This window comes from Pseudomonas sp. PS01301, assembly GCF_029960215.1.
Lineage (GTDB): Bacteria > Pseudomonadota > Gammaproteobacteria > Pseudomonadales > Pseudomonadaceae > Aquipseudomonas > Aquipseudomonas coleopterorum.
On sequence record NZ_JASCPM010000044.1, the window covers coordinates 1 to 18,455 of the forward strand.

At 62.2% G+C, this 18,455-nt stretch carries 17 protein-coding genes; 7 read left to right on the forward strand and 10 right to left on the reverse strand.

The genetic code is table 11. The features are described 5' to 3' along the window. Together QMX89_RS18815 and QMX89_RS18820 are read left to right on the forward strand one after the other, a co-directional pair. A partial coding sequence (locus tag QMX89_RS18815) for a hypothetical protein (protein ID WP_282349371.1) occupies positions 1 to 279 on the forward strand: 279 nt, incomplete at its 5' end. 248 nt (positions 280 to 527) lie between these two features. Then, a complete protein-coding gene (locus QMX89_RS18820) occupies positions 528 to 812 on the forward strand; it encodes a hypothetical protein (RefSeq protein WP_049859760.1) in 285 nt (94 codons plus the stop codon). 7 nt (positions 813 to 819) lie between these two features. Here the strand turns inward: QMX89_RS18820 and QMX89_RS18825 are convergent, their stop codons facing one another. Further along, positions 820 to 2,358: a sensor domain-containing diguanylate cyclase gene (locus QMX89_RS18825; protein ID WP_282349372.1), complete on the reverse strand. Its 1,539-nt coding sequence runs from the start codon at positions 2,356 to 2,358 to the stop codon at positions 820 to 822. Positions 2,359 to 2,572: 214 nt separating this feature from the next. Here QMX89_RS18825 and QMX89_RS18830 point away from each other — a divergent pair, with 214 nt between their 5' ends. After that, complete coding sequence (locus tag QMX89_RS18830; protein ID WP_282349373.1) at positions 2,573 to 3,532, forward strand: 2-hydroxyacid dehydrogenase; 960 nt, start codon at positions 2,573 to 2,575, stop codon at positions 3,530 to 3,532. Between the two features lie 103 nt (positions 3,533 to 3,635). On the opposite strand, the gene QMX89_RS18835 is transcribed toward QMX89_RS18830, so the two are convergent. Continuing rightward, positions 3,636 to 3,896 (reverse strand): ogr/Delta-like zinc finger family protein, encoded by a 261-nt coding sequence (locus QMX89_RS18835; RefSeq protein WP_049859757.1) that lies wholly within the window; start codon positions 3,894 to 3,896, stop codon positions 3,636 to 3,638. Positions 3,897 to 4,213: 317 nt separating this feature from the next. Here QMX89_RS18835 and QMX89_RS18840 point away from each other — a divergent pair, with 317 nt between their 5' ends. Then, positions 4,214 to 4,594: a helix-turn-helix domain-containing protein gene (locus QMX89_RS18840; RefSeq protein WP_282349376.1), complete on the forward strand. Its 381-nt coding sequence runs from the start codon at positions 4,214 to 4,216 to the stop codon at positions 4,592 to 4,594. Position 4,595: 1 nt separating this feature from the next. On the opposite strand, the gene QMX89_RS18845 is transcribed toward QMX89_RS18840, so the two are convergent. The 8 genes from QMX89_RS18845 to QMX89_RS18880 form a co-directional block, all read right to left on the reverse strand. Next, entirely contained in the window at positions 4,596 to 4,946 is a 351-nt protein-coding gene (locus tag QMX89_RS18845) for a putative holin (protein WP_282349377.1), read from the reverse strand. Positions 4,947 to 5,175: 229 nt separating this feature from the next. Then, entirely contained in the window at positions 5,176 to 6,627 is a 1,452-nt protein-coding gene (locus tag QMX89_RS18850) for a SulP family inorganic anion transporter (protein ID WP_282349378.1), read from the reverse strand. A gap of 105 nt (positions 6,628 to 6,732) precedes the next feature. Further along, positions 6,733 to 7,569, reverse strand: a complete 837-nt coding sequence (locus QMX89_RS18855; RefSeq protein WP_056842589.1) for an aldo/keto reductase — start codon at positions 7,567 to 7,569, stop codon at positions 6,733 to 6,735. Positions 7,570 to 7,642: 73 nt separating this feature from the next. Beyond that, positions 7,643 to 8,908, reverse strand: coding sequence for a dihydrolipoamide acetyltransferase family protein (locus QMX89_RS18860; protein ID WP_282349380.1), 1,266 nt, complete (start codon positions 8,906 to 8,908; stop codon positions 7,643 to 7,645). Next, positions 8,909 to 9,958 (reverse strand): alpha-ketoacid dehydrogenase subunit beta, encoded by a 1,050-nt coding sequence (locus QMX89_RS18865; RefSeq protein ID WP_282349399.1) that lies wholly within the window; start codon positions 9,956 to 9,958, stop codon positions 8,909 to 8,911. Positions 9,959 to 9,968: 10 nt separating this feature from the next. Beyond that, on the reverse strand, positions 9,969 to 11,201 hold the full coding sequence (locus QMX89_RS18870) for a 3-methyl-2-oxobutanoate dehydrogenase (2-methylpropanoyl-transferring) subunit alpha (RefSeq protein WP_049859750.1): 1,233 nt from the start codon (positions 11,199 to 11,201) through the stop codon (positions 9,969 to 9,971). A gap of 267 nt (positions 11,202 to 11,468) precedes the next feature. Further along, positions 11,469 to 12,662, reverse strand: a complete 1,194-nt coding sequence (locus tag QMX89_RS18875) for an NAD(P)-dependent oxidoreductase (protein WP_049859749.1) — start codon at positions 12,660 to 12,662, stop codon at positions 11,469 to 11,471. A gap of 176 nt (positions 12,663 to 12,838) precedes the next feature. Next, on the reverse strand, positions 12,839 to 13,921 hold the full coding sequence (locus QMX89_RS18880; RefSeq protein WP_082223583.1) for a glycosyltransferase: 1,083 nt from the start codon (positions 13,919 to 13,921) through the stop codon (positions 12,839 to 12,841). A gap of 799 nt (positions 13,922 to 14,720) precedes the next feature. Between QMX89_RS18880 and QMX89_RS18885 the strand changes: the two genes are divergently transcribed. Genes QMX89_RS18885 through QMX89_RS18895 form a run of 3 tightly spaced genes read left to right on the forward strand, consistent with a single transcriptional unit; the run spans position 14,721 to position 18,453 of the window. After that, positions 14,721 to 16,268: an MBOAT family O-acyltransferase gene (locus tag QMX89_RS18885; protein ID WP_282349383.1), complete on the forward strand. Its 1,548-nt coding sequence runs from the start codon at positions 14,721 to 14,723 to the stop codon at positions 16,266 to 16,268. An 18-nt stretch (positions 16,269 to 16,286) separates the two neighbouring features. Continuing rightward, on the forward strand, positions 16,287 to 18,209 hold the full coding sequence (locus tag QMX89_RS18890) for an HAD-IIIC family phosphatase (protein WP_282349384.1): 1,923 nt from the start codon (positions 16,287 to 16,289) through the stop codon (positions 18,207 to 18,209). Further along, positions 18,202 to 18,453 carry an acyl carrier protein gene (locus tag QMX89_RS18895; RefSeq protein ID WP_056842595.1) on the forward strand — a complete coding sequence of 84 codons (252 nt, stop codon included), beginning with the start codon at positions 18,202 to 18,204 and terminating at the stop codon, positions 18,451 to 18,453. The genes QMX89_RS18890 and QMX89_RS18895 overlap by 8 nt, the downstream gene beginning before the upstream one ends. The last annotated feature ends 2 nt before the right edge of the window (positions 18,454 to 18,455 follow it).

The following is an 18,455-nucleotide window of genomic DNA, read 5'->3' on the forward strand; positions in this document are numbered from 1 at the left end:
TACGCGGTCGCTGTAGCAGCGGCGCAAGCCGCGTCGGCGGTGTATGCGGTGTACCTGGAAGAGCACGGTGAGGCCGGAACCGGGTACGCGGTCGCTGTAGCAGCGGCGCAAGCCGCGTCGGCGGTGTATGCGGTGTACCTGGAAGAGCACGGTGAGGCCGGAACCGGGTACGCGGTCGCTGTAGCAGCGGCGCAAGCCGCGTCGGCGGTGTGCGCGGTGTGCCTGGATGAATGCGGTGGGCCGGAACCGGGGTACGCGGTCGCTGTAGCAGCGGTGTGACAGCGTGCCGCAGTGTCGCCGCGCAGCGCTCTGGCCCACAGGATGGCGGGGGTTTGCTGTCGAAGTCGTCATACCTCTTCATGTCGGCACGGTTTACAGCGCCCGCCAAGCTGCCTAAAATTCATCCAAAGTGTTGGGATGTATCCGTTCACAGCACGCTACCTATAAAAAAAGCCCGTCAAAGACGGGCTTTTTGCGTTTCTGACGCGCACTCATCGCCATCCGCCACCCACCGAGGCCTTTTTTCCATGCTCCGCCTGTTGCTGCTGTTGCTGTCCTATTGCTACAAACGCGTCACCACCAGCCTTGCGTCCATGCGTGATCAGCGCATCGACAACGGCTACTCCACGTTCGAAGAAGTCGAAGAGAGCGGACGCTGGTCCTGGCTGACGTTGCTGACCATTGCCGTTTTGAGCTTCTATATCCTTGGCAGCCTCGGCTTCTACGCCAAGGTGCACATCTGGGACGCGCTGTCCGAAGATCAAAAGAGCATGGTCATCGAGTCGATGGCCGCCAACCAGCAGATGCTCTGAGTTGCGATCAGCGCTGCACCAACGGCTGCAGCGGATAGACACGATTGCGGCCCGAGGTCTTGGCCCGGTACAGCGCCTGGTCCGCGGCTTCGACCAGATTCTGGGCGCCCGCGTCCGGGTCATTGTTGCGCCACACGTGCACGCCTGCACTGATGGTCACGATGCCCAGATCGCTCCCAGCATGGGCGATGGCCAGTGCGCGCACGGCCAACAGCACTTTTTCAGCGACCTGCCAGGCCCCGGTTTCATCGCTCTCGGGCAGCAGTACCAGAATCTCCTCACCGCCGTAGCGCACCACCAGGTCGCCTGACCGGCCCACACAGCTCAGCACTGCCTGACCCACCGCCTTGATGCATTCGTCACCGGCGGGATGGCCATACAGGTCGTTGAAGCGCTTGAAGTGATCGATGTCGAGCATGATGACCCCAAGCGGGCGAGCGTTGCGTCGAGCCCGGCCAATCTCGTCAGGCAGCGCCGCATCCAGTTGCCGGCGGTTCGCCAGGCCGGTCAAGCCGTCCTGCATCGCCAGCTTCTGCAACGCGGCGTGGGCATTGCGCAATTCCGCCTCGGTACGCAGACCATGGCGGATCTGCCGGATCAAGGTCATCGCGCAGAGCGCCAGGGCTATGCCAACCACCAGCACGAACGCGGCCGAACGCAGCAGGTTCTCGTACCAGCTGGCCAACAGGGCAGCCTTGGATTCAGCGGTCTCCAGCACCAGCGGGTAGGTGCGCAAGGCATGGTAGCTGTACATGCGCTCCACATCGTCCACCAGCGAACGCTGCAGCAATGTGCCGTGATCGGCCTGAGGCAACATCTCGCTGAAGATCCTGCCCTTGGCCACGCTGCTGCCGATGACGTTCTCGTCGAACGGTCGGCGCAGCAGCAGGGTGCCATCCCTGAGCAGCAGGGCGATGACGCCGTGCTTGTCCAGATCGAAACCTGCATAGAATTGATTGAAATAGTCCACTTTCATGGTCGCCAGCACGACACCGGCGAACCTGCCGTCGGCGCCGGTCAAGCGCCGCGACACGGGAATCACCAGGGCGTTGGTGGAACGGCTGCGAATCACCGGGCCCACATGCACGCCGGGGTCGGGACTGGCCCGGTGGTAGCGGAAGTAGTCGCGATCGGCATTGTTCAGCCCCGGCGGATCGACGGCGTTGGAACTGGCGATCCATCGTCCCTCGCTGTCATAAATGAACAGCCCCTGCAACTGCGCCAGCGAGCGTGTCCACCCCTGCATCAGGTTGCGCAGACGCTGCACTTGAAGGGGGGCGGTGCCGTCCACTTGAATCCGCTCGATCAACCCCAGCAGCACGGTGTCCGATTGCTTGATGGTGTCTTCGGCATGCTGCGCCAGGGAGCGAGCCAGGTTCGAGGTGGTGATCTCGCTGACCCGCAAGGCCTGTGCTCGCGCAGTCAGGGTCTGCCAGACGTCCAGGACGATGAGCGAGACCACCACCAGTCCCACGAACAGGATCGCCATGCGCTGCGCCGAACTGTTGGACTTCAAGGCGATTCGATACTGCGCTTCATCTGCCATCAGAGGCTTCTTTCTGGGCGTGTACCTGCAGTCTAGTGGGTTACGCTCGGCACACAACCATTGGCTGCGCTGCACGCCTGGCCGGTGCCTGCGGTTGTCATTACATCAGGGCAAGTTGTACGATGACTTCGGTCATCATTGTTGCTGACTGCGTGGCGTCGTTGCGCCGCGTGGCGGTACGATAACAATACCAACGATGCAAACAGGAGGTTCCATGACACAGCCATCGACCCGCGACGTTCCCGTCTTGATCATCGGGGCACTGCTGCCCAGCCTGCAGGAGGCGGTGGAGACCCACTTCGATGCGACCCGTCTCTGGGAGTTGCCGGATCAGAACGCCTGGCTTGCCCAGCACGGCAGCCGAATCAGGGCCATCGTCACTTCGGGTGCCTTGGGCGCCAGCAGCGAAGTGATCGGCAAGCTGCCCAACCTCGAAGCCATTTTCAGCTTCGGTGTCGGCTACGATTCGATCGCCGTGGATGCCGCCCGCGACCGCGGCATCGTCGTGACCAACACGCCGGCCGTGCTGGACGACTGCGTGGCCGATACTGCCATGGCATTGACCCTGGACGTCATGCGTCGCTACAGCGAAGCTGATCGTTTCGTGCGGGCAGGCAAATGGACCCAAGGCAAGTTTCCGCTGGCCAGCAAGATCGGCGGCAAGAAGATCGGCATCGTCGGCCTGGGCAACATCGGTGAGTCCATCGCCAAACGCGCAGCCGCCTTCGACATGGAGGTGCTTTACCACAACCGCAAGCCCAAGGCCGGCGTCAGTTACCACTACTACGCCGATCTGGACGCGATGATCAGCGATTGCGACGTGTTGGTTCTGGCGGTACCCGGGGGCAAGTCGACGGAGGGGCTGATCGATGCCAAACGTATCGGCTTGTTGGGTAGCAAGGGGTTTCTGGTCAATATCGCCCGAGGCAGCGTTGTCGATCAGCCGGCCTTGATCCAGGCGTTGCAGGAGAAACGTATCGCCGGTGCGGGTCTGGATGTCTACGAGGACGAGCCCAACGTGCCGCAGGCGCTGATCGACTTGCCCAACGTTGTACTGCTGCCACACCTGGCCAGCGGTACCCACGAGACGCGCCAGGCCATGGGTGATCTGGTGTGGGGCAACATCCAGGGTTATTTCCACGACGAGCGCAAGGTACTGACGCCGGTGGGTTGACCTCGGCGAACCCTGCGGCAGGCATGCAATGTGACCTGCCGCGATTCTCTCCTGCATGCGTCGAGCGCCTGATCGCGCTGCTCGACGCGAGCCGGGTCGCAGGTCAGGCAGCGCCCGCCGTTTCACTGGGCTTGCTCGCCGCACGGCGCAAGGCGATGGGCGCACTGGGCAGGTGGATGTCCGGATTCGCCACGCCACTGGGCGACAGTTCATGGGTCATCTCGAACTCAGCCCGCACTGACCAACCACAGATTTCGTTCGTGCATTGCAGGTAAGCCACGCGCAGGAACACATGCGTACCTTCGCTGGTGCGGATGCGCATTCTGTTCTTGCAGTGGGGGCATACCATCTTGTAAGTGCTCATTTTTCAAACCTTATGATCCGCGCGTGCTCTTGAAACCGAGACGTGCGGGTCAACTATCAAATTTAAGTAAGTCTTCCTTGAGTGAATTGCTGGTGCTGCCTGCGTGTGCTATTGCGTGTTTTTTTGCTATTACACAATCAGCGGAAAAAGACATTGGGTCTAAGTAACCGCATCATGTAGGAAATTTCGTCACGCTGAATGTAAGCTGTAGGACGGGATCATTGTTATCCTTGATTTATGAACTGGGGTTAATATTTGTACTCAATTCGAATAAATTAATACACTCAAATTGAGTGGGTCAAGCGGAACTTATCAACGTGTGTACCTCTGAAGCAACCCAAGTGCTGGACCGGCTCAAGCACTTAATGGCAGCCCCCAACGATTCAGCGCTGGCAAAGGCATTGGGTATCAGCCCGCAAACGCTGGGGAGTTGGCGCGCACGCGCCAGCATTCCCTACGCTGTGTGCATGGATCTGGCACGCGCCGATGGCATCTCTCTGGACTGGCTGTTATTGGGCCGTGGCGCCATGCTCTGCGAACCGCAAACCGTGTTGGAAGACGATGCGCTGATTGCGATTCTGGCAACATTGCAGGGACTCGACGCCCAGGACCAACAGCACGTTCACAAGGTTGCACTGGATCGGAAGTTGCTTCGCCAACTTCAGCGCGAAGTTGCCAGGCTGCGTAAGCATAGTTGACTCACGGACCTCTGAAACGACGCAAGATCTGTTCGATGTCGAGTCGCCGAACCCAGCTTCTCAACTTCAGGCTCAGGGGAATCACCAGCAGCGCGCAGCCGAAAGCGGCAATGCCGCAGGTGAGCTGGGGGATATGGGCCTCTGCCATTGGCGCAAAAAGCAGGCCGACACCGATCGCCATCAACAGATTGCACAGCCTTCGTTCACCGTTCCTGGCCCGCTGCTGGCTGACCACCAGGCAGGCGCCGAGTACCGCGCCCACCACGTGATCCAAGGACATCCACAAAGCGGATACGCCCAGAGCAAGCTCCGATAATGCCGCAGCATCAGCGGCCAGCGTTTCAAGATTCATGATCCGGCCGTACGCGCGTCGATTCCCTGGGCCGATGACCCATGGCAATGGAACGCTCCTTATTCTTCAAGCACATGGCACTGCTCCTCAGGTCTCGAGCCGCGACCGGCGGCCTTGAAACCATCCTCACTCGATGCCTCTCAAGGCTCAAGAACGCGGCCTTGTAGGAAAGCCGCGCAGAGGTGCGGTGCTGGACAGCAGCGTTGTGTCTGACGCAGGTGCAGCGGGCTCAGGCGATAGTGACGGCCGCGTGAGCCCGTTCCAGCAGGCGCTGGTTGCGCGCAGACAGCTGCCGAAGTTGCAACTGCTTGCCGAACTTGCCGTAGCGCGCTGCCAGGTTTTCCATGGCGGCGATGGCCGAATGGTCGACCATGTGCAGGTGACGACAGTCGATATAGACCTGGTCGGGGTCGTTCTGCGGATCGAACAGCGCCTGGAAATGCGTGGTCGAGGCGAAGAACAGCGTGCCATGGGGCGTGTAGACGCGGGCGTCGTCGCTGTCATGGACATCGCTGCGCATGTCGCGCGAATGCTGCCAGGCAAAGGCCAGCGCGGCGATGAGAATGCCGCACAGCACGGCGGTGGCCAGGTCAGTGAAGACGGTGATGATGGTCACCGCCACGATGACCACGGCATCGTTGGCGGGCACTTTGCCCAGCACTCTCACCGAACCCCAGGCGAAGGTCTGCTGGGCAACCACAAACATCACCCCGGCCAGTGCGGCCAGCGGAATGCGCTCGATCAGCGGTGACAGAAACAGGATGAACAGCAGAATCATCACGCCGCTGACCACCCCGGACAGGCGCCCGCGCCCGCCGGAGCTGAGGTTGATCACGGTCTGCCCGATCATCGCGCAGCCGCCCATGCCGCCGAACAGGCCGGAGGTGATGTTGGCCACGCCCAGGGCCACGCACTCGCGATTAGGCTGACCGCGGGTCTCGGTGATCTCATCGGTGAGGTTGAAGGTCAGCAGGGTTTCCAGCAGCCCGACCATGGCCATCAGGGCGGCATAGGGTGCGATGATCTTCAGCGTTGCCAGGTCCAACGGCACGCTCGGCCACGTGAAGCTGGGCAGGCCGCCGGCGATGGTCGCCATGTCGGCCAGGGTTCGCGTAGGCAGGTGCAGCCACTGCACCAGCAGGCTCACGCCGATGATCGCCACCAGGGCGCCAGGCACCGCTTTGGTCAGGCGCGGCAGCAGGTACACCACGGCCATGGTCAGCAGCACCAGGCCGGCCATCACGCTCAATTCATTCATCGGCAGCCATTGACCGTCGTGGGTCTTGAAGTGTTCGAGCTGCGACAGGGCGATGACGATCGCCAGGCCGTTGACGAACCCCAGCATGACCGGGTGCGGCACCATGCGCACCAGCTTGCCGAGCCGCAGCAGGCCGAAGAGCGCCATGATCAGGCCGCTGAGCACCACTGTGGCCAGCAGGTATTGCACGCCGTGCTGCACCACCAGCGCGACGATGACCACGGCCATCGACCCGGCAGCACCGGAAATCATCGCGGGCCGCCCACCGAGCAAAGCGGTGAGGGTACAGATGATGAATGCGCCATAAAGGCCCATCAACGGATTGACCTGGGCCACCAGTGCAAAGGCGATACATTCGGGCACCAGCGCGAAAGAGGAGGTGAGACCTGCAAGAACGTTGCGACGTATATCGGTTAAGGGCATGCAATACCTTTCAGCACAAAAACACCCCAAGGCAGGAAGCCGTGGGGTGTGTCTATCGATTTTTTGGAAGGCGATCAGTTTAACAGCTGTTGCGAATTGTGTCTGTCATGCGCCCATGTCGAAGGTGTCTGGGTTGGGGCCCAGACGACCGGTTTGCGGGATATGGGCAATGGCTTGCAGGTCCTGATCGTCCAAAGTGAAATCGAACACATCCAGGTTCTGCGCGATGCGCTCCGGGTTGCTCGAGCGTGGAATCACGATGTGTTGATTCTGCGTATGCCAGCGCAGGATCACCTGAGCCGGTGTCTTGCCGTGCTTCTCGGCGATCTGCGACAGTACCGGCTGCGAGAGCAGGGCACCGCCCTGGCCCAAAGGGCTCCACGATTCGGTGACGATGTTCAGGCCCTTGCAGAACTTGACCAGCTCGACCTGAGAGAAATCCGGATGCAGCTCGATCTGGTTCACCGACGGTGTGACGCCGGTGTCGTCGATGATGTGCTGCAGGTGGTCGGGATGGAAGTTGGACACGCCGATGGAGCGCACCCGGCCTTCTTCCTGCAGACGCACGAAGGCCTTCCAGGTGTCGCGATAGGCGTTCTTCTTGGGCAGTGCCCAGTGGATCAGGTAGAGGTCGAGCTGCTCCAGGCCCAGTTTGGCCATACTCGCATCGAATGCGCGCAGGGTACTGTCGTAGCCCTGATCGGTGTTCCACAGCTTGGTGGTGATGAAGATCTCGTCGCGATCCAGTTCGCTTTCGGCCACGGCGCGGCCCACGCCGGCTTCGTTGCCGTAGATCATGGCGGTGTCGATGTGGCGGTAGCCCGCTTTCAGGGCGGCGACACTGGAGTCATAGGCCTGGTCGTCGTCGAGCTGCCAGACGCCCAGACCCAGTTGTGGGATCTGGATACCGTCGTTGAGGGTGATCAATGGCGCATGTGGCATGAGGTAGCTCCTGGTAGCGGTGAGTCGATGGGATGTCGACCCGCCGCTACCGGGCATAGTTCATGTCAACGGATCAGACGAAGAGCATCGCCGGTTGCTCCAGCAAACGCCTCACTGCCTGGATGAAGCGCGCCGCATCCATACCATCGACCACGCGGTGGTCGAAGGAGCTGGAGAGGTTCATCATCTGCCGGATCGCGATCTGCCCATTGACCACCATGGGCCGCTCGACCACCCGGTTGACCCCGACGATGGCCACCTCGGGGCGGTTGATCACCGGTGTCGAGGCGATGCCGCCCAGTGCGCCCAGGCTGGTCAGGGTGATGGTCGAGCCGGACAGCTCGTTGCGCGCCGCCTTGCCGCTGCGCGCGGCGTGCGCCAAACGGTTGATCTCGCCTGCGGTGAACCACAGGTCGGCAGCCTCGGCGTGCCGCAACACCGGCACCATCAAGCCATTGTCGCTCTGGGTGGCGATGCCCATGTGCACCGCACCGTAGCGCGTGATGAGCTGCTGCTGATCGTCGTAGTGCGCGTTGATCTGAGGAAAATCACGCAACGCCACCACCAGGGCGCGGATCAACAGGGGCAGCAGCGTCAGCTTGCCGCGGGTGTCGCCGAGCTGGGCATTGAGGTCGGCGCGCAAAGACAGCAGGGCGGTGACGTCGATTTCTTCGACATAACTGAAGTGTGCCACCTGCCGGGTGGCTTCCTGCATGCGCTGGGCGATCTTGCGGCGCAGGCCGATGACGGCGATGCGCTCTTCGTCGGTGCGAGGTGCGCCGGTCGTCGCGGCCTGTGCCGTGCGGCTGCCGCTGAGGAAGGCGTCCAGGTCGGCGTGACGAATGCGCCCGGCCGGACCGGTACCGCGCAGCAGGGCCAGATCGATGCCTTCGTCGCGCGCCCGCTGACGCACGGCGGGCGAGGCGAGCGGACGGGCGCTGGCCTCGCAGGTGGGTTTGCCTGGGGCGGCGGTGGCCTTTACTTCGGCTTTGGCCGGCGCTGCGGTTGACGGTGTCGCAGGGGCGTCTGCCATTGAGACGGCTTCTTCGGGTTCGGCCGCCACCACGGGCGTATCGGCCTGGTGATGATTGCCGCTGCCGTGCACCTCGATGCGGATCAGCTCCGCCCCGACTGCCATCACCTCGCCCGGCACGCCACCCAGAGCGACCACGGTGCCCGCTACCGAGCTGGGAATCTCTACCGTCGCCTTGTCGGTCATGACGTCGGCCAAGACCTGGTCTTCACTGACGGCATCGCCGACCTTGACGAACCACTCCACCAGCTCGACCTGCGCGATGCCTTCGCCGATGTCCGGCATACGAATCACATGCGTGCCCATTCAGACCTCCATCACACGTTGCAAGGCAGCGCCGACACGCGTCGGGCCAGGAAAATAGGCCCATTCCTGGGCATGCGGATAGGGTGTATCCCAGCCGGTGACGCGCTCGATGGGCGCCTCCAGGTGGTGGAAACAGTGCTCCTGCACAAGGGCCACCAGTTCGGCGCCGAAGCCGCAGGTGCGGGTCGCTTCGTGGACCACCACGCAGCGCCCGGTTTTCTTCACCGAGGCGACGATGGTGTCCAGGTCCAGCGGCCACAGGCTGCGCAGGTCGATCACTTCGGCGTCGATGCCGGTTTCCTCGGCGGCGGTAACCGCCACGTAGACGGTGGTGCCGTAGGTCAGCACCGTGACATCGCTGCCCGGCCGGACGATGGCGGCGCTGTCCAGTGGCACGGTGTAGTAGCCCTCGGGCACGGCGCTGGCGGCGTGCTTGGACCACGGCGTCACCGGCCGGTCGTGATGACCGTCGAAGGGGCCGTTGTACAGGCGCTTGGGCTCCAGGAAAATCACCGGGTCGTCGTTCTCGATGGCCGCGATCAACAGGCCCTTGGCGTCGTAGGGGTTGGACGGCATCACGGTGCGCAGGCCGCAGACCTGAGTGAAGATCGCCTCCGGGCTCTGGCTGTGGGTCTGTCCGCCGTAGATACCGCCGCCGCAGGGCATGCGCACGGTCATTGGCGCGCTGAACTGCCCGGCCGAACGAAAGCGCAAGCGTGCGGCTTCCGACGCCAGTTGGTCATAGGCCGGGTAGACGTAGTCGGCGAACTGGATCTCCGCCACCGGGCGCAAGCCATAGGCGCCCATGCCCACGGCGATGCCGACGATGCCGCTTTCCGAAATCGGCGTGTCGAACACCCGGGAGCGCCCGTATTTGGCCTGCAGCCCTTCGGTGCAGCGGAAGACCCCGCCGAAGTAGCCGATGTCCTGACCGAAGGCGACTACGTTGGGGTCTCGTTCAAGCATGACGTCCATGGCCGATCGGATAGCCTGCACCATGCTCATGATGGCCGTACTGTTGTGCTGCTCGATGCGTGTTTCTGTAGGCATGTTCATGGTGTCAGACTCCCATCTGCTGACGTTGCCGACGCAGGTGCTCGGGCATGTCCTTGTAGACGTCTTCGAAAATCGTCGCGGCGCTGGCCACCCGACCGCTGACCAGGGTGCCGAACTGCTCGGCCGCCTTCAGCGCGGCGCTCACCTGGGCTTCTATCTCCCCATGCAGCGCGGTGTGCTGATCCTCGCTCCACACACCTCTGACGATCAGGTGCTGCTTGAGCCGTGCGATCGGATCGCCCAGCGGAAAGTGCTGGCCATCGTCGGCAGGGCGGTACTTGGAAGGATCGTCGGAGGTCGAGTGCGGGCCAGCACGGTAGGTGACCCATTCGATCAGGGTCGGGCCATGATTGCGTCGGGCGCGTTCGGCGGCCCAGCGCGAGGCGGCGAACACGGCGAGGAAATCGTTGCCGTCCACTCGCAGCGAGGCAATCCCGCAGCCCACGCCGCGGCCGGCGAAGGTGGTCGCTTCACCGCCGGCGATGCCCTGGAACGAGGAGATCGCCCACTGATTGTTGACCACGTTGAGAATCACCGGCGCGCGGTACACGTGGGCGAAGGTCAAGGCAGTATGGAAGTCGGCCTCGGCGGTGGAGCCGTCCCCGATCCACGCCGAGGCGATGCGCGTGTCGCCCTGGATGGCCGAGGCCATGGCCCAGCCTACGGCCTGCACGAACTGGGTCGCCAGGTTGCCGGAGATGCTGAAGAAACCTTCGTCCTTGTAGGAATACATGACCGGCAGTTGGCGGCCCTTGAGCGGGTCCTTCTCGTTGGAGAACAGCTGACAGATCATGTCGACCAGCGGCAGCTTGCGCGCCATCAGGATGCTCTGCTGGCGGTAGGTGGGAAAACACATGTCGTCGTTGCGCAGCGCCAGCGCATGGGCGCTGCCGATGGCTTCCTCGCCCAGGCTCTGTATATAGAAGGACATTTTCTTCTGGCGCTGGGCGGTGACCATCCGCGTGTCGTAGATACGGGTGGTCAGCATCGCCCGCAGGCCGTCATGCAGCACCTGCTCGGGGATGTCCTCGGCCCACGGACCCTGGGCCTGGCCATGCTCGTCGAGGACCCGCACCAGGCTTGCGGCCAGGTCGGCCGTGGCCTGCGGCTCTATGTCGACAGAAGGTTTGCGCACGGCGCCCGCAGCGCTGAGTTGCAGGTAGGAGAAATCGGTCTTGCAGCCGGGGCGGCCGCTGGGTTCAGGCACATGCAGCCTGAGGGGAAGATAGTCGTTCACGTCGTCACTACCCTTGATCTTGTTGTTGTGGGTGCAGCGCTAGGGTTGAGTCTAGTCGGCCTTGGCGGGCCGCTCGGAACTTATGCTACGGCGCGGCGATGGCGAAATCATGTCCAAAACAAGGCTTGGCAGCGCACGTCTTGCATGAATCATGCGTCGTTGCGTGACATTCAGCAGAGTTCATGCGCGTTCCAGGCAAGCGCTTTGCGCAGCCCGGAAACGCAAAAACCCGCCGAAGCGGGTTTTTGTGATGAAGCGGGCAGGGTGTCAGCCCAGAACGGCTTCCGCGCCAGCGAACAGCGGCTGCGCGGCGGAGCGACCGGTCACCAGGGACAGGTCGTCGACCAGAATGCGCGGCCCCTTGCGCTGCTGCATGACGATGTCCAGCGCACGGCTAGGCTGCAGCTCGACGTCGTCGAAGGTGATCATCTGACCCGGCTCCACGGCGCGCTTCATGATGGCATGGCTCATCAGGCCGATCGGAACATGATCTTCGTGACGGTCGATGATCACGCTTTCACCGCGCAGTTGGAAACCGCCGATGCCACGGCTGATCAGCTCACCTGCCGGCATGGCATGCTTGGCGATGGCCGCGACGCCCACGGTGGGGTTGGTCGAGTTGTTCAGCAGGATGCCGCCGCCGTTAAGTACCCGACGCAGGGTCTTGCCCACTTCCAGCGAGCACAAGTGGAACGGGCGCAGCAGGGCGTAGTAGGGGCCGGCGCCCAGTTTCAGGTACTGCAGGGCCTGGCTCTGGATACGGTCGTGACGACCGACCAGGAACACACCGCCGGCAGCGTAGCCGCTGGGAATGACGTAGTCGACGATCGATTGACCCAGGCCGTCTGCCAGGGCGCCGAGCACGGCGGCGCTTTCATCGAGATTGGTCGATGGCAGACCTTCCATGCCCTGGCGGGTGATGGTGGCGCCGAAACCGTTGGCGACCAGCGCCTGTTCGATCTGTACTTTGGTGCCGTCGGTGAAGGAGGTGGTCTGCTCGATGCTGATGCCCTGGCGCGAAGACCAGTAGGCCATGTCCGCGTGGGTCGGATTGTGGTTCAGATAACCCTTCATGTTGCCGTACACCAGCGGTTCGAAGCCCATCATGATGGCCTCTTCACGCAGCGCAGCCAAAGAGCCGGGCTGATCGCCTTCGGCTTCGGTGATGAAACCCTGGCCAGCCAGGTAGGAACCCGTCGTTACCTGCAGTTCGGCGTTCACCGTGATGACCCGCAGACCGGCACTGAACGCGCGCTCGATTACCACCGTACCGTGACAGACGTCGCCGCTGCACTCGATCACCAGGTCGCTGTGGTCGATCAAATCGTCGAGCGAATTGGTGAGGACGCCGTCCAACGGAAAATTCGCCAACTCCCGTACCGGGCGACGGGTCAGGACCCGCGTCACCTGTACGTCCTTGTAATGCTTGGCCAGAAGCAGGACCAGGGCGCGTGCAATCATGCCGGTTCCGCTCACACCAATTCTGGTAACAGTCGTTTTGTCCATGGGGCGTACTCTCGAATAGTTGAACAGCAGGAAACGGCTAGGCACAACAGGCCGTCCGCGATCCCTGGTCGGGGACGGCGCCTGGGGTGTGCAGGTCCATCAGGGCACAGCAAAATCAGGTACAGGCAGCATCAGCGCAGTGGGAACGTCGAACTCATGCCCAGCTTCGAGTTCTCGCCGTCATGAATGGCCCGCTGCAGCAGTGCCAGGCGATCCTGAGCATTGCGACGACGGGCGAAATAAGTCAGTAGCGAATTGAAGATCTTGCGGTTCAGGCGGTACATCCAAGGCGATGCCAGCCACACGTGTTTATCGAACCAGGCCTGGTTGCGCGCCGAGTAGTAGGCGCGGAAATCCGAGTTGCCGAGCAGGAACGACTCATAGATGTTGCGAGTGTTGGCCTTGTTGTTCCAGGAGTCCTCCAACTCGTCGATGACCGCATCGGTAAGCAGGTACAGGTGTCCGCCGTTGGCGGTGATGCGCCGGGTGTACTCGGTGTCGTCGACATACAGGACCAGCTCGCGGCGTGGCACGCCGATGCTTTCGTACAGGCTGCGGTGGCCGAGCATCCCGCCGTAGGGCGCGAAAGGCAGGCTGAGCATGGCCGCCGGTTTGCTGCCGCGCTTGCCCCAGGGGCGACGACGCCACAGCTTGTAGGGAATCTGCGCAACGTGGAAACCGAAGTAGCTCGAAGGCCGCTGGGTGGCGAAACGCAGTGGCACGCCCTGGGCGATGTCTTCCTGCTGGCCGGGGCGAAAGCCCAGCACCGCGACCTGGGCGCTGCCGTGTACGCCTTCCAGGCGCTTGAGCTCGGCGTGCAGCAACTCGACGGCGGCCGGTGTCGGGGTATTGTCGTCGTCCATCATCCAGATGTATTCGGCGCCATTGGCCAGTGCAGCTTCTATACCCACCGCGTAGCCATTGGCCGAGCCGCTGTTTTCCGCCAGCTGGATCACCCGTACCCGGCCAGGCCAGCGTTCGGCCAGCTCGTCCACGGGGGCGGTCGCGGCATTGCTGACGATCAGCACTTCATCGATTTGAGCGAAGCTCAAGGCGTCGGCGACCAATTGTTCGAGGTAACCCAGGCGATCGCCATAGGTCACCGTGACGATGGTCGTGCCCTCTCTTGGGCAGGGCTGCTCTCCGGAAAACACTTCGAGGTAAGAGTAGCCATCGATGAGGATCGTCGAGTGTTGTTGATGTGTATCGACCATGTGGATGCCTTCGCTTGAAAAGAGGAGGGGGTTTGCACCGCCTAGGGGTTAACGCTGTTTTCCGCGTGTTGCAGCGGAACGCATTGAAACGAATTCCAAGCGAGGCAATAACACTGCATGTTCTGTACTTGCACTCAACGACACGTTTGACACTGTTCTCGATACACCGCACCCATGCGATACCGGACTTAACTTCTCGTTATCGAAAGTTAAAGCTACCGCCGGTCCTTGCCTAAGCAGTGGGTCAACTCATTCATGTGCCTAAACGGCGCTTTCGCCAGAACGGCTAAACGCTCTTCTTGCCTTCGAAAAGTCTCTGGAGCGAGGTTTTACGGGCGTTGAAGCGAATTTAAGGTGGCGTTGCCATGTAAGTCAATGCGCGGTGTCGCGATTTTTGACAAAAATTTTACATTTGGCCTTGGATTTTCATAAGTCATTGATTTATAAGGCAGTCAATGTTTTGTCGTGGTGATCTGTCAATAATCCGCGCGCCAAATCGGCCGCGTCAAAAAACTAATTGGCGGTATTTAAATAGTTTTCCGGCGGTGCCGTAAGTAAATAATCAGGTACTTTCACGAGGACTTGCACGGCGCCAAAGTTTGAGAGATGCTTATTTCCGTTCGTCAGAGGCAGTGAACTTTCTTCGCGCCTTGCACATGACTGCGTTTGTACGTGATCCACTTCTTGGCGTGGCCATTGGCACCCCAAGAGCGTGGGGCGCCTGGCTGTGTGTACCGTGAGCGAGCACCGAACTTCAAAAGACTTATCAATCGTCGCGCCATGCCGCGGGGTCATACCGATGTTGTTCAACTCGATGGTATTCATTGCCGGTTTTCTGCCCGTGGTCCTGCTGGGGTTCGTCATGCTGGCCGGGACCGGGCGCAGGCGCCTGGCGGCGGTATGGCTGACCCTCGCCTCGCTGGTGTTCTACGGCTGGTGGAATCCGGCCAATGTCCCCCTGCTGTTGGGGAGCATCGTGTTCAACTACGTACTGGCGGGGCAATTATTGCGCACCCGTTCCAAGGCACTGCTTATCCTGGGGGTAAGCGCCAACCTGTCGCTGTTGCTGTACTTCAAGTACACCGGTTTTCTGTTCGGCAGCCTCAACGAAGCGTTCGGCCTGGGCTGGACATTGCAGAACATCACGCTGCCGCTGGCGATCTCGTTCTTCACCTTTCAGCAGATTGCCTATCTGGTGGACACCCATGACGGTGAGGTGGTCGAGCACGACTTCGTCAACTACTGCCTGTTCATCACCTTTTTTCCGCACCTCATCGCTGGGCCCATTACCCACCACAGGGAAATGCTCGAGCAATTCCGCGACGGCGACAACTTCCGGCCGCGACTGGTCAATCTGTCCATCGGCGCAACTGTTTTCTTCATGGGCTTGTTCAAGAAAGTGATCATGGCCGACCCCATGGGCGAGAAGGCTGCCCCGGTATTTGCCATGGCCGCCGACGGTACGTTGCCTGCTCTGCATGATGCCTGGATCGGGGCGCTGAGCTACACCCTGCAGATCTACTTCGATTTTTCTGGCTATACCGACATGGCCATCGGGCTGGGGCTGCTGTTCGGCATCAGCCTGCCAGCCAACTTCAACAGCCCGTTCAAGGCGCGCAACGTGATCGACTATTGGTCGCGCTGGCACATGACGCTGACCCGCTTCCTCACCAGCTACATCTACAACCCGATCGTGCTGCGCATCACCCGTCGGCGCATGGCCGCCGGTTTGCCCATGCCCAAGCGCGGCAAGATGAGCCTGGGTACGTTCTGCATGGTGGTGGCTTATCCGACCGTGCTGACCATGTTCATTTCCGGTGTGTGGCACGGCGCGGGTTGGCAGTTCGTGGCCTTCGGCCTGGTGCACGGTTTCTACCTGGTGGTGGCCCATGGCTGGCGCGCCTGGAAAGCGCGTCGTGGCTGGGCGGTGGACAGCGATCGCTGGATCCATCGGGTACCGGCGGTGCTGTTGACGTTCGTCTGCGTGGTGGTGGCGATGGTGTTCTTCCGCGCGCCCAGCCTGACCGGCGCTTTGGCGGTGCTGGGCGGCATGCTGGGTATGAGCGAACTGCCCACCCAGTTGGCACCCCAGCACCTGCGCAGCTCGATCATGATCGCGGCCCTGCTGGCGTTCGTCTGGTCGCTGCCCAACCTCCAGCAGTGGATGGGGCATTTCCGCACGGCGCTCAAGGCCAAGCCGGACCTGCACTGGCTGCAGCGCCGAGTGCCTGCCAGCGCCTGGCAGCCCAGCGCGGCGGTCGGCCTGAGCATCGGCGTGCTGGCCTTTTTCGCGCTGGCCACCGCGTTTTCGGTGGCGCCCAGCGAGTTTCTCTACTTTCAGTTCTGACAGATCAAGGTGCCGACGATGGAACAGTTAGCCTGGCTTGCACAACACCCCGACCTGGGCGCGGCGATCACTTGCGCCAAATCATTGAGCGATCCTGTGGCACGCCTGCGCGAAGCCGCCCGGCTGGCCGGCTATCGTCGCGATTTCACCCTGACCCTGCGCCTGGATCGCCTGGCCAGGGAGGGCATCGATCTGCTCGCTGGTGACGGGCAGTCGGCAGTGCCCGGTTTCACCGCGTTGCGCATGGCCGTGCTGGCGTCGCACACCGTTGACCACTTGCTGCCAGGGATCCGCGTCGCCGCGCTGCAACGTCAGGTCGGTGTGTCGCTGTACTTGGCGCCTTATGGTCAGTATCGCCAGGCGTTGCTCGGCGACGATCCGGCGTTGAAGGCTTTCGCTCCGCAAATCATCCTGCTGGCCCTGGATGCCCTCGACTCGCCTCCCGATTGCCCTCTGCATGCCAGTGCGCAAGAAGCTGAAAGCGCCGTGCAGGCGCGCGTCGCCGAATTGCGCGGGCTCTGGCGCAAGGCGGGCGAGCGCTACGCCGCTCAGGTCATCCAGCAGACTGGGGTGCCTGCCGGCCCGGCGCTGTTCGGACACTTCGACGCGCAGGTGCCGGGCTCGCCGCGGGCCTTGCTTGAGCGCCTGAACAGCGAGATTCGCCGTGCGGCCGCCGAGGACGGCGTATTGCTCATGGACCTGGCCTGGAGCGCCGCCTGCGGCCAGTACGGTGAAGGCCTGGCCAACCCGGTGCGCTGGCATCAGGCCAAGCAGTTGGTCAGTCCGGTCTGGGCACCGCTGTATGGCGACCAGTTGGCGCGCATCGCCGCCGCCGTGGTCGGTCGGTCGCGCAAGTGCCTGGTGCTGGACCTGGACAACACCCTGTGGGGCGGCGTGGTCGGCGACGATGGCGTGGACGGACTGTACCTGGGGCAGGGCAGCGCCACCGGCGAAGCCTTTCTGGCCTTCCAGCACTACGCGGTGCAACTGGCACGTCGCGGCGTGATTCTGGCGGTGTGCAGCAAGAACGACCAGCAGGTTGCCGAAGCGGCCTTCGATCACCCGGAAATGGCCCTCAAGCGCAGCGATATCGCGGTGTTCGTAGCCAACTGGGAAGACAAGGCGAGCAACCTGCGGCGGATTGCCGAGCAGTTGAACATTGGCTTGGACAGCCTGGTGTTCGTTGACGACAACCCGGCCGAACGTGACATCGTGCGCCGCGAGTTGCCTCAGGTGGCCGTTCCGGAACTGCCCGATGACGTCGCCGACTACCCGGCGCGGGTTGCGGCTGCGGGTTACTTCGAGGCTATCGCCTTCACCGCCGACGATGGTGCGCGCGTGCAGACCTACCGGGCCAACAGCGAGCGTCAGGCGGCCATGGCCGAGGCCACCGACATGGCCGGCTACCTCAAGGGCCTGCAGATGGTCATGCAGGCGCGGCCCATAGGCACTGCCGAGCGGGCCCGGGCCACGCAACTGATCAACAAGACCAATCAGTTCAATCTGACCACCCGGCGCTACAGCGAGGCAGAGGTGCAGCAATTGGCGGACAGCCCAGGCGCACTGGCGTTGAGCCTGCGCTTGACCGACAAGTTCGGTGACAACGGCCTGATCAGTGTGGTGCTGGCACGTGCCGATGCGGCCTGCGCCAGCGACGAATTGTTCATCGACACTTGGCTGATGAGTTGCCGCGTGCTGGGGCGCCAGGCTGAACAGGCGGCCTTGCAAGTGCTTGCCCACTACGCCACGACGGCTGGCTACAGCGCCTTGATCGGCGAGTATCGCCCGAGCGAGCGCAATGCGATGGTCGCCGAGCATTACCCGCAACTGGGTTTCGTTCACCAGCCGAACCCTGATCCTGCCTCGACTGCCACGTTCTGGCGTTACCCGCTGGTGACCCCACCTCACTTCAACCACCACATCGAGATACGTCATGACTGAAACCACTACCGTATTGCAGGAACTGACCGAGCTGTTCCGTGACCTGTTCGACGACGAAAACCTGGAGCTGAGCGACGACACCACGGCCGATCAGGTCGAGGGTTGGGACAGCCAGATGCACGTGATGCTGATCGTCGCCGCAGAGCAACGCTTCGGCATCAAGTTCCGCACGGCGGAGCTCGAGTCATTGCGCAACGTCGGACAATTCGTCCAGTTGATCGAAAGCAAACGTTCCGGGAGTTGACT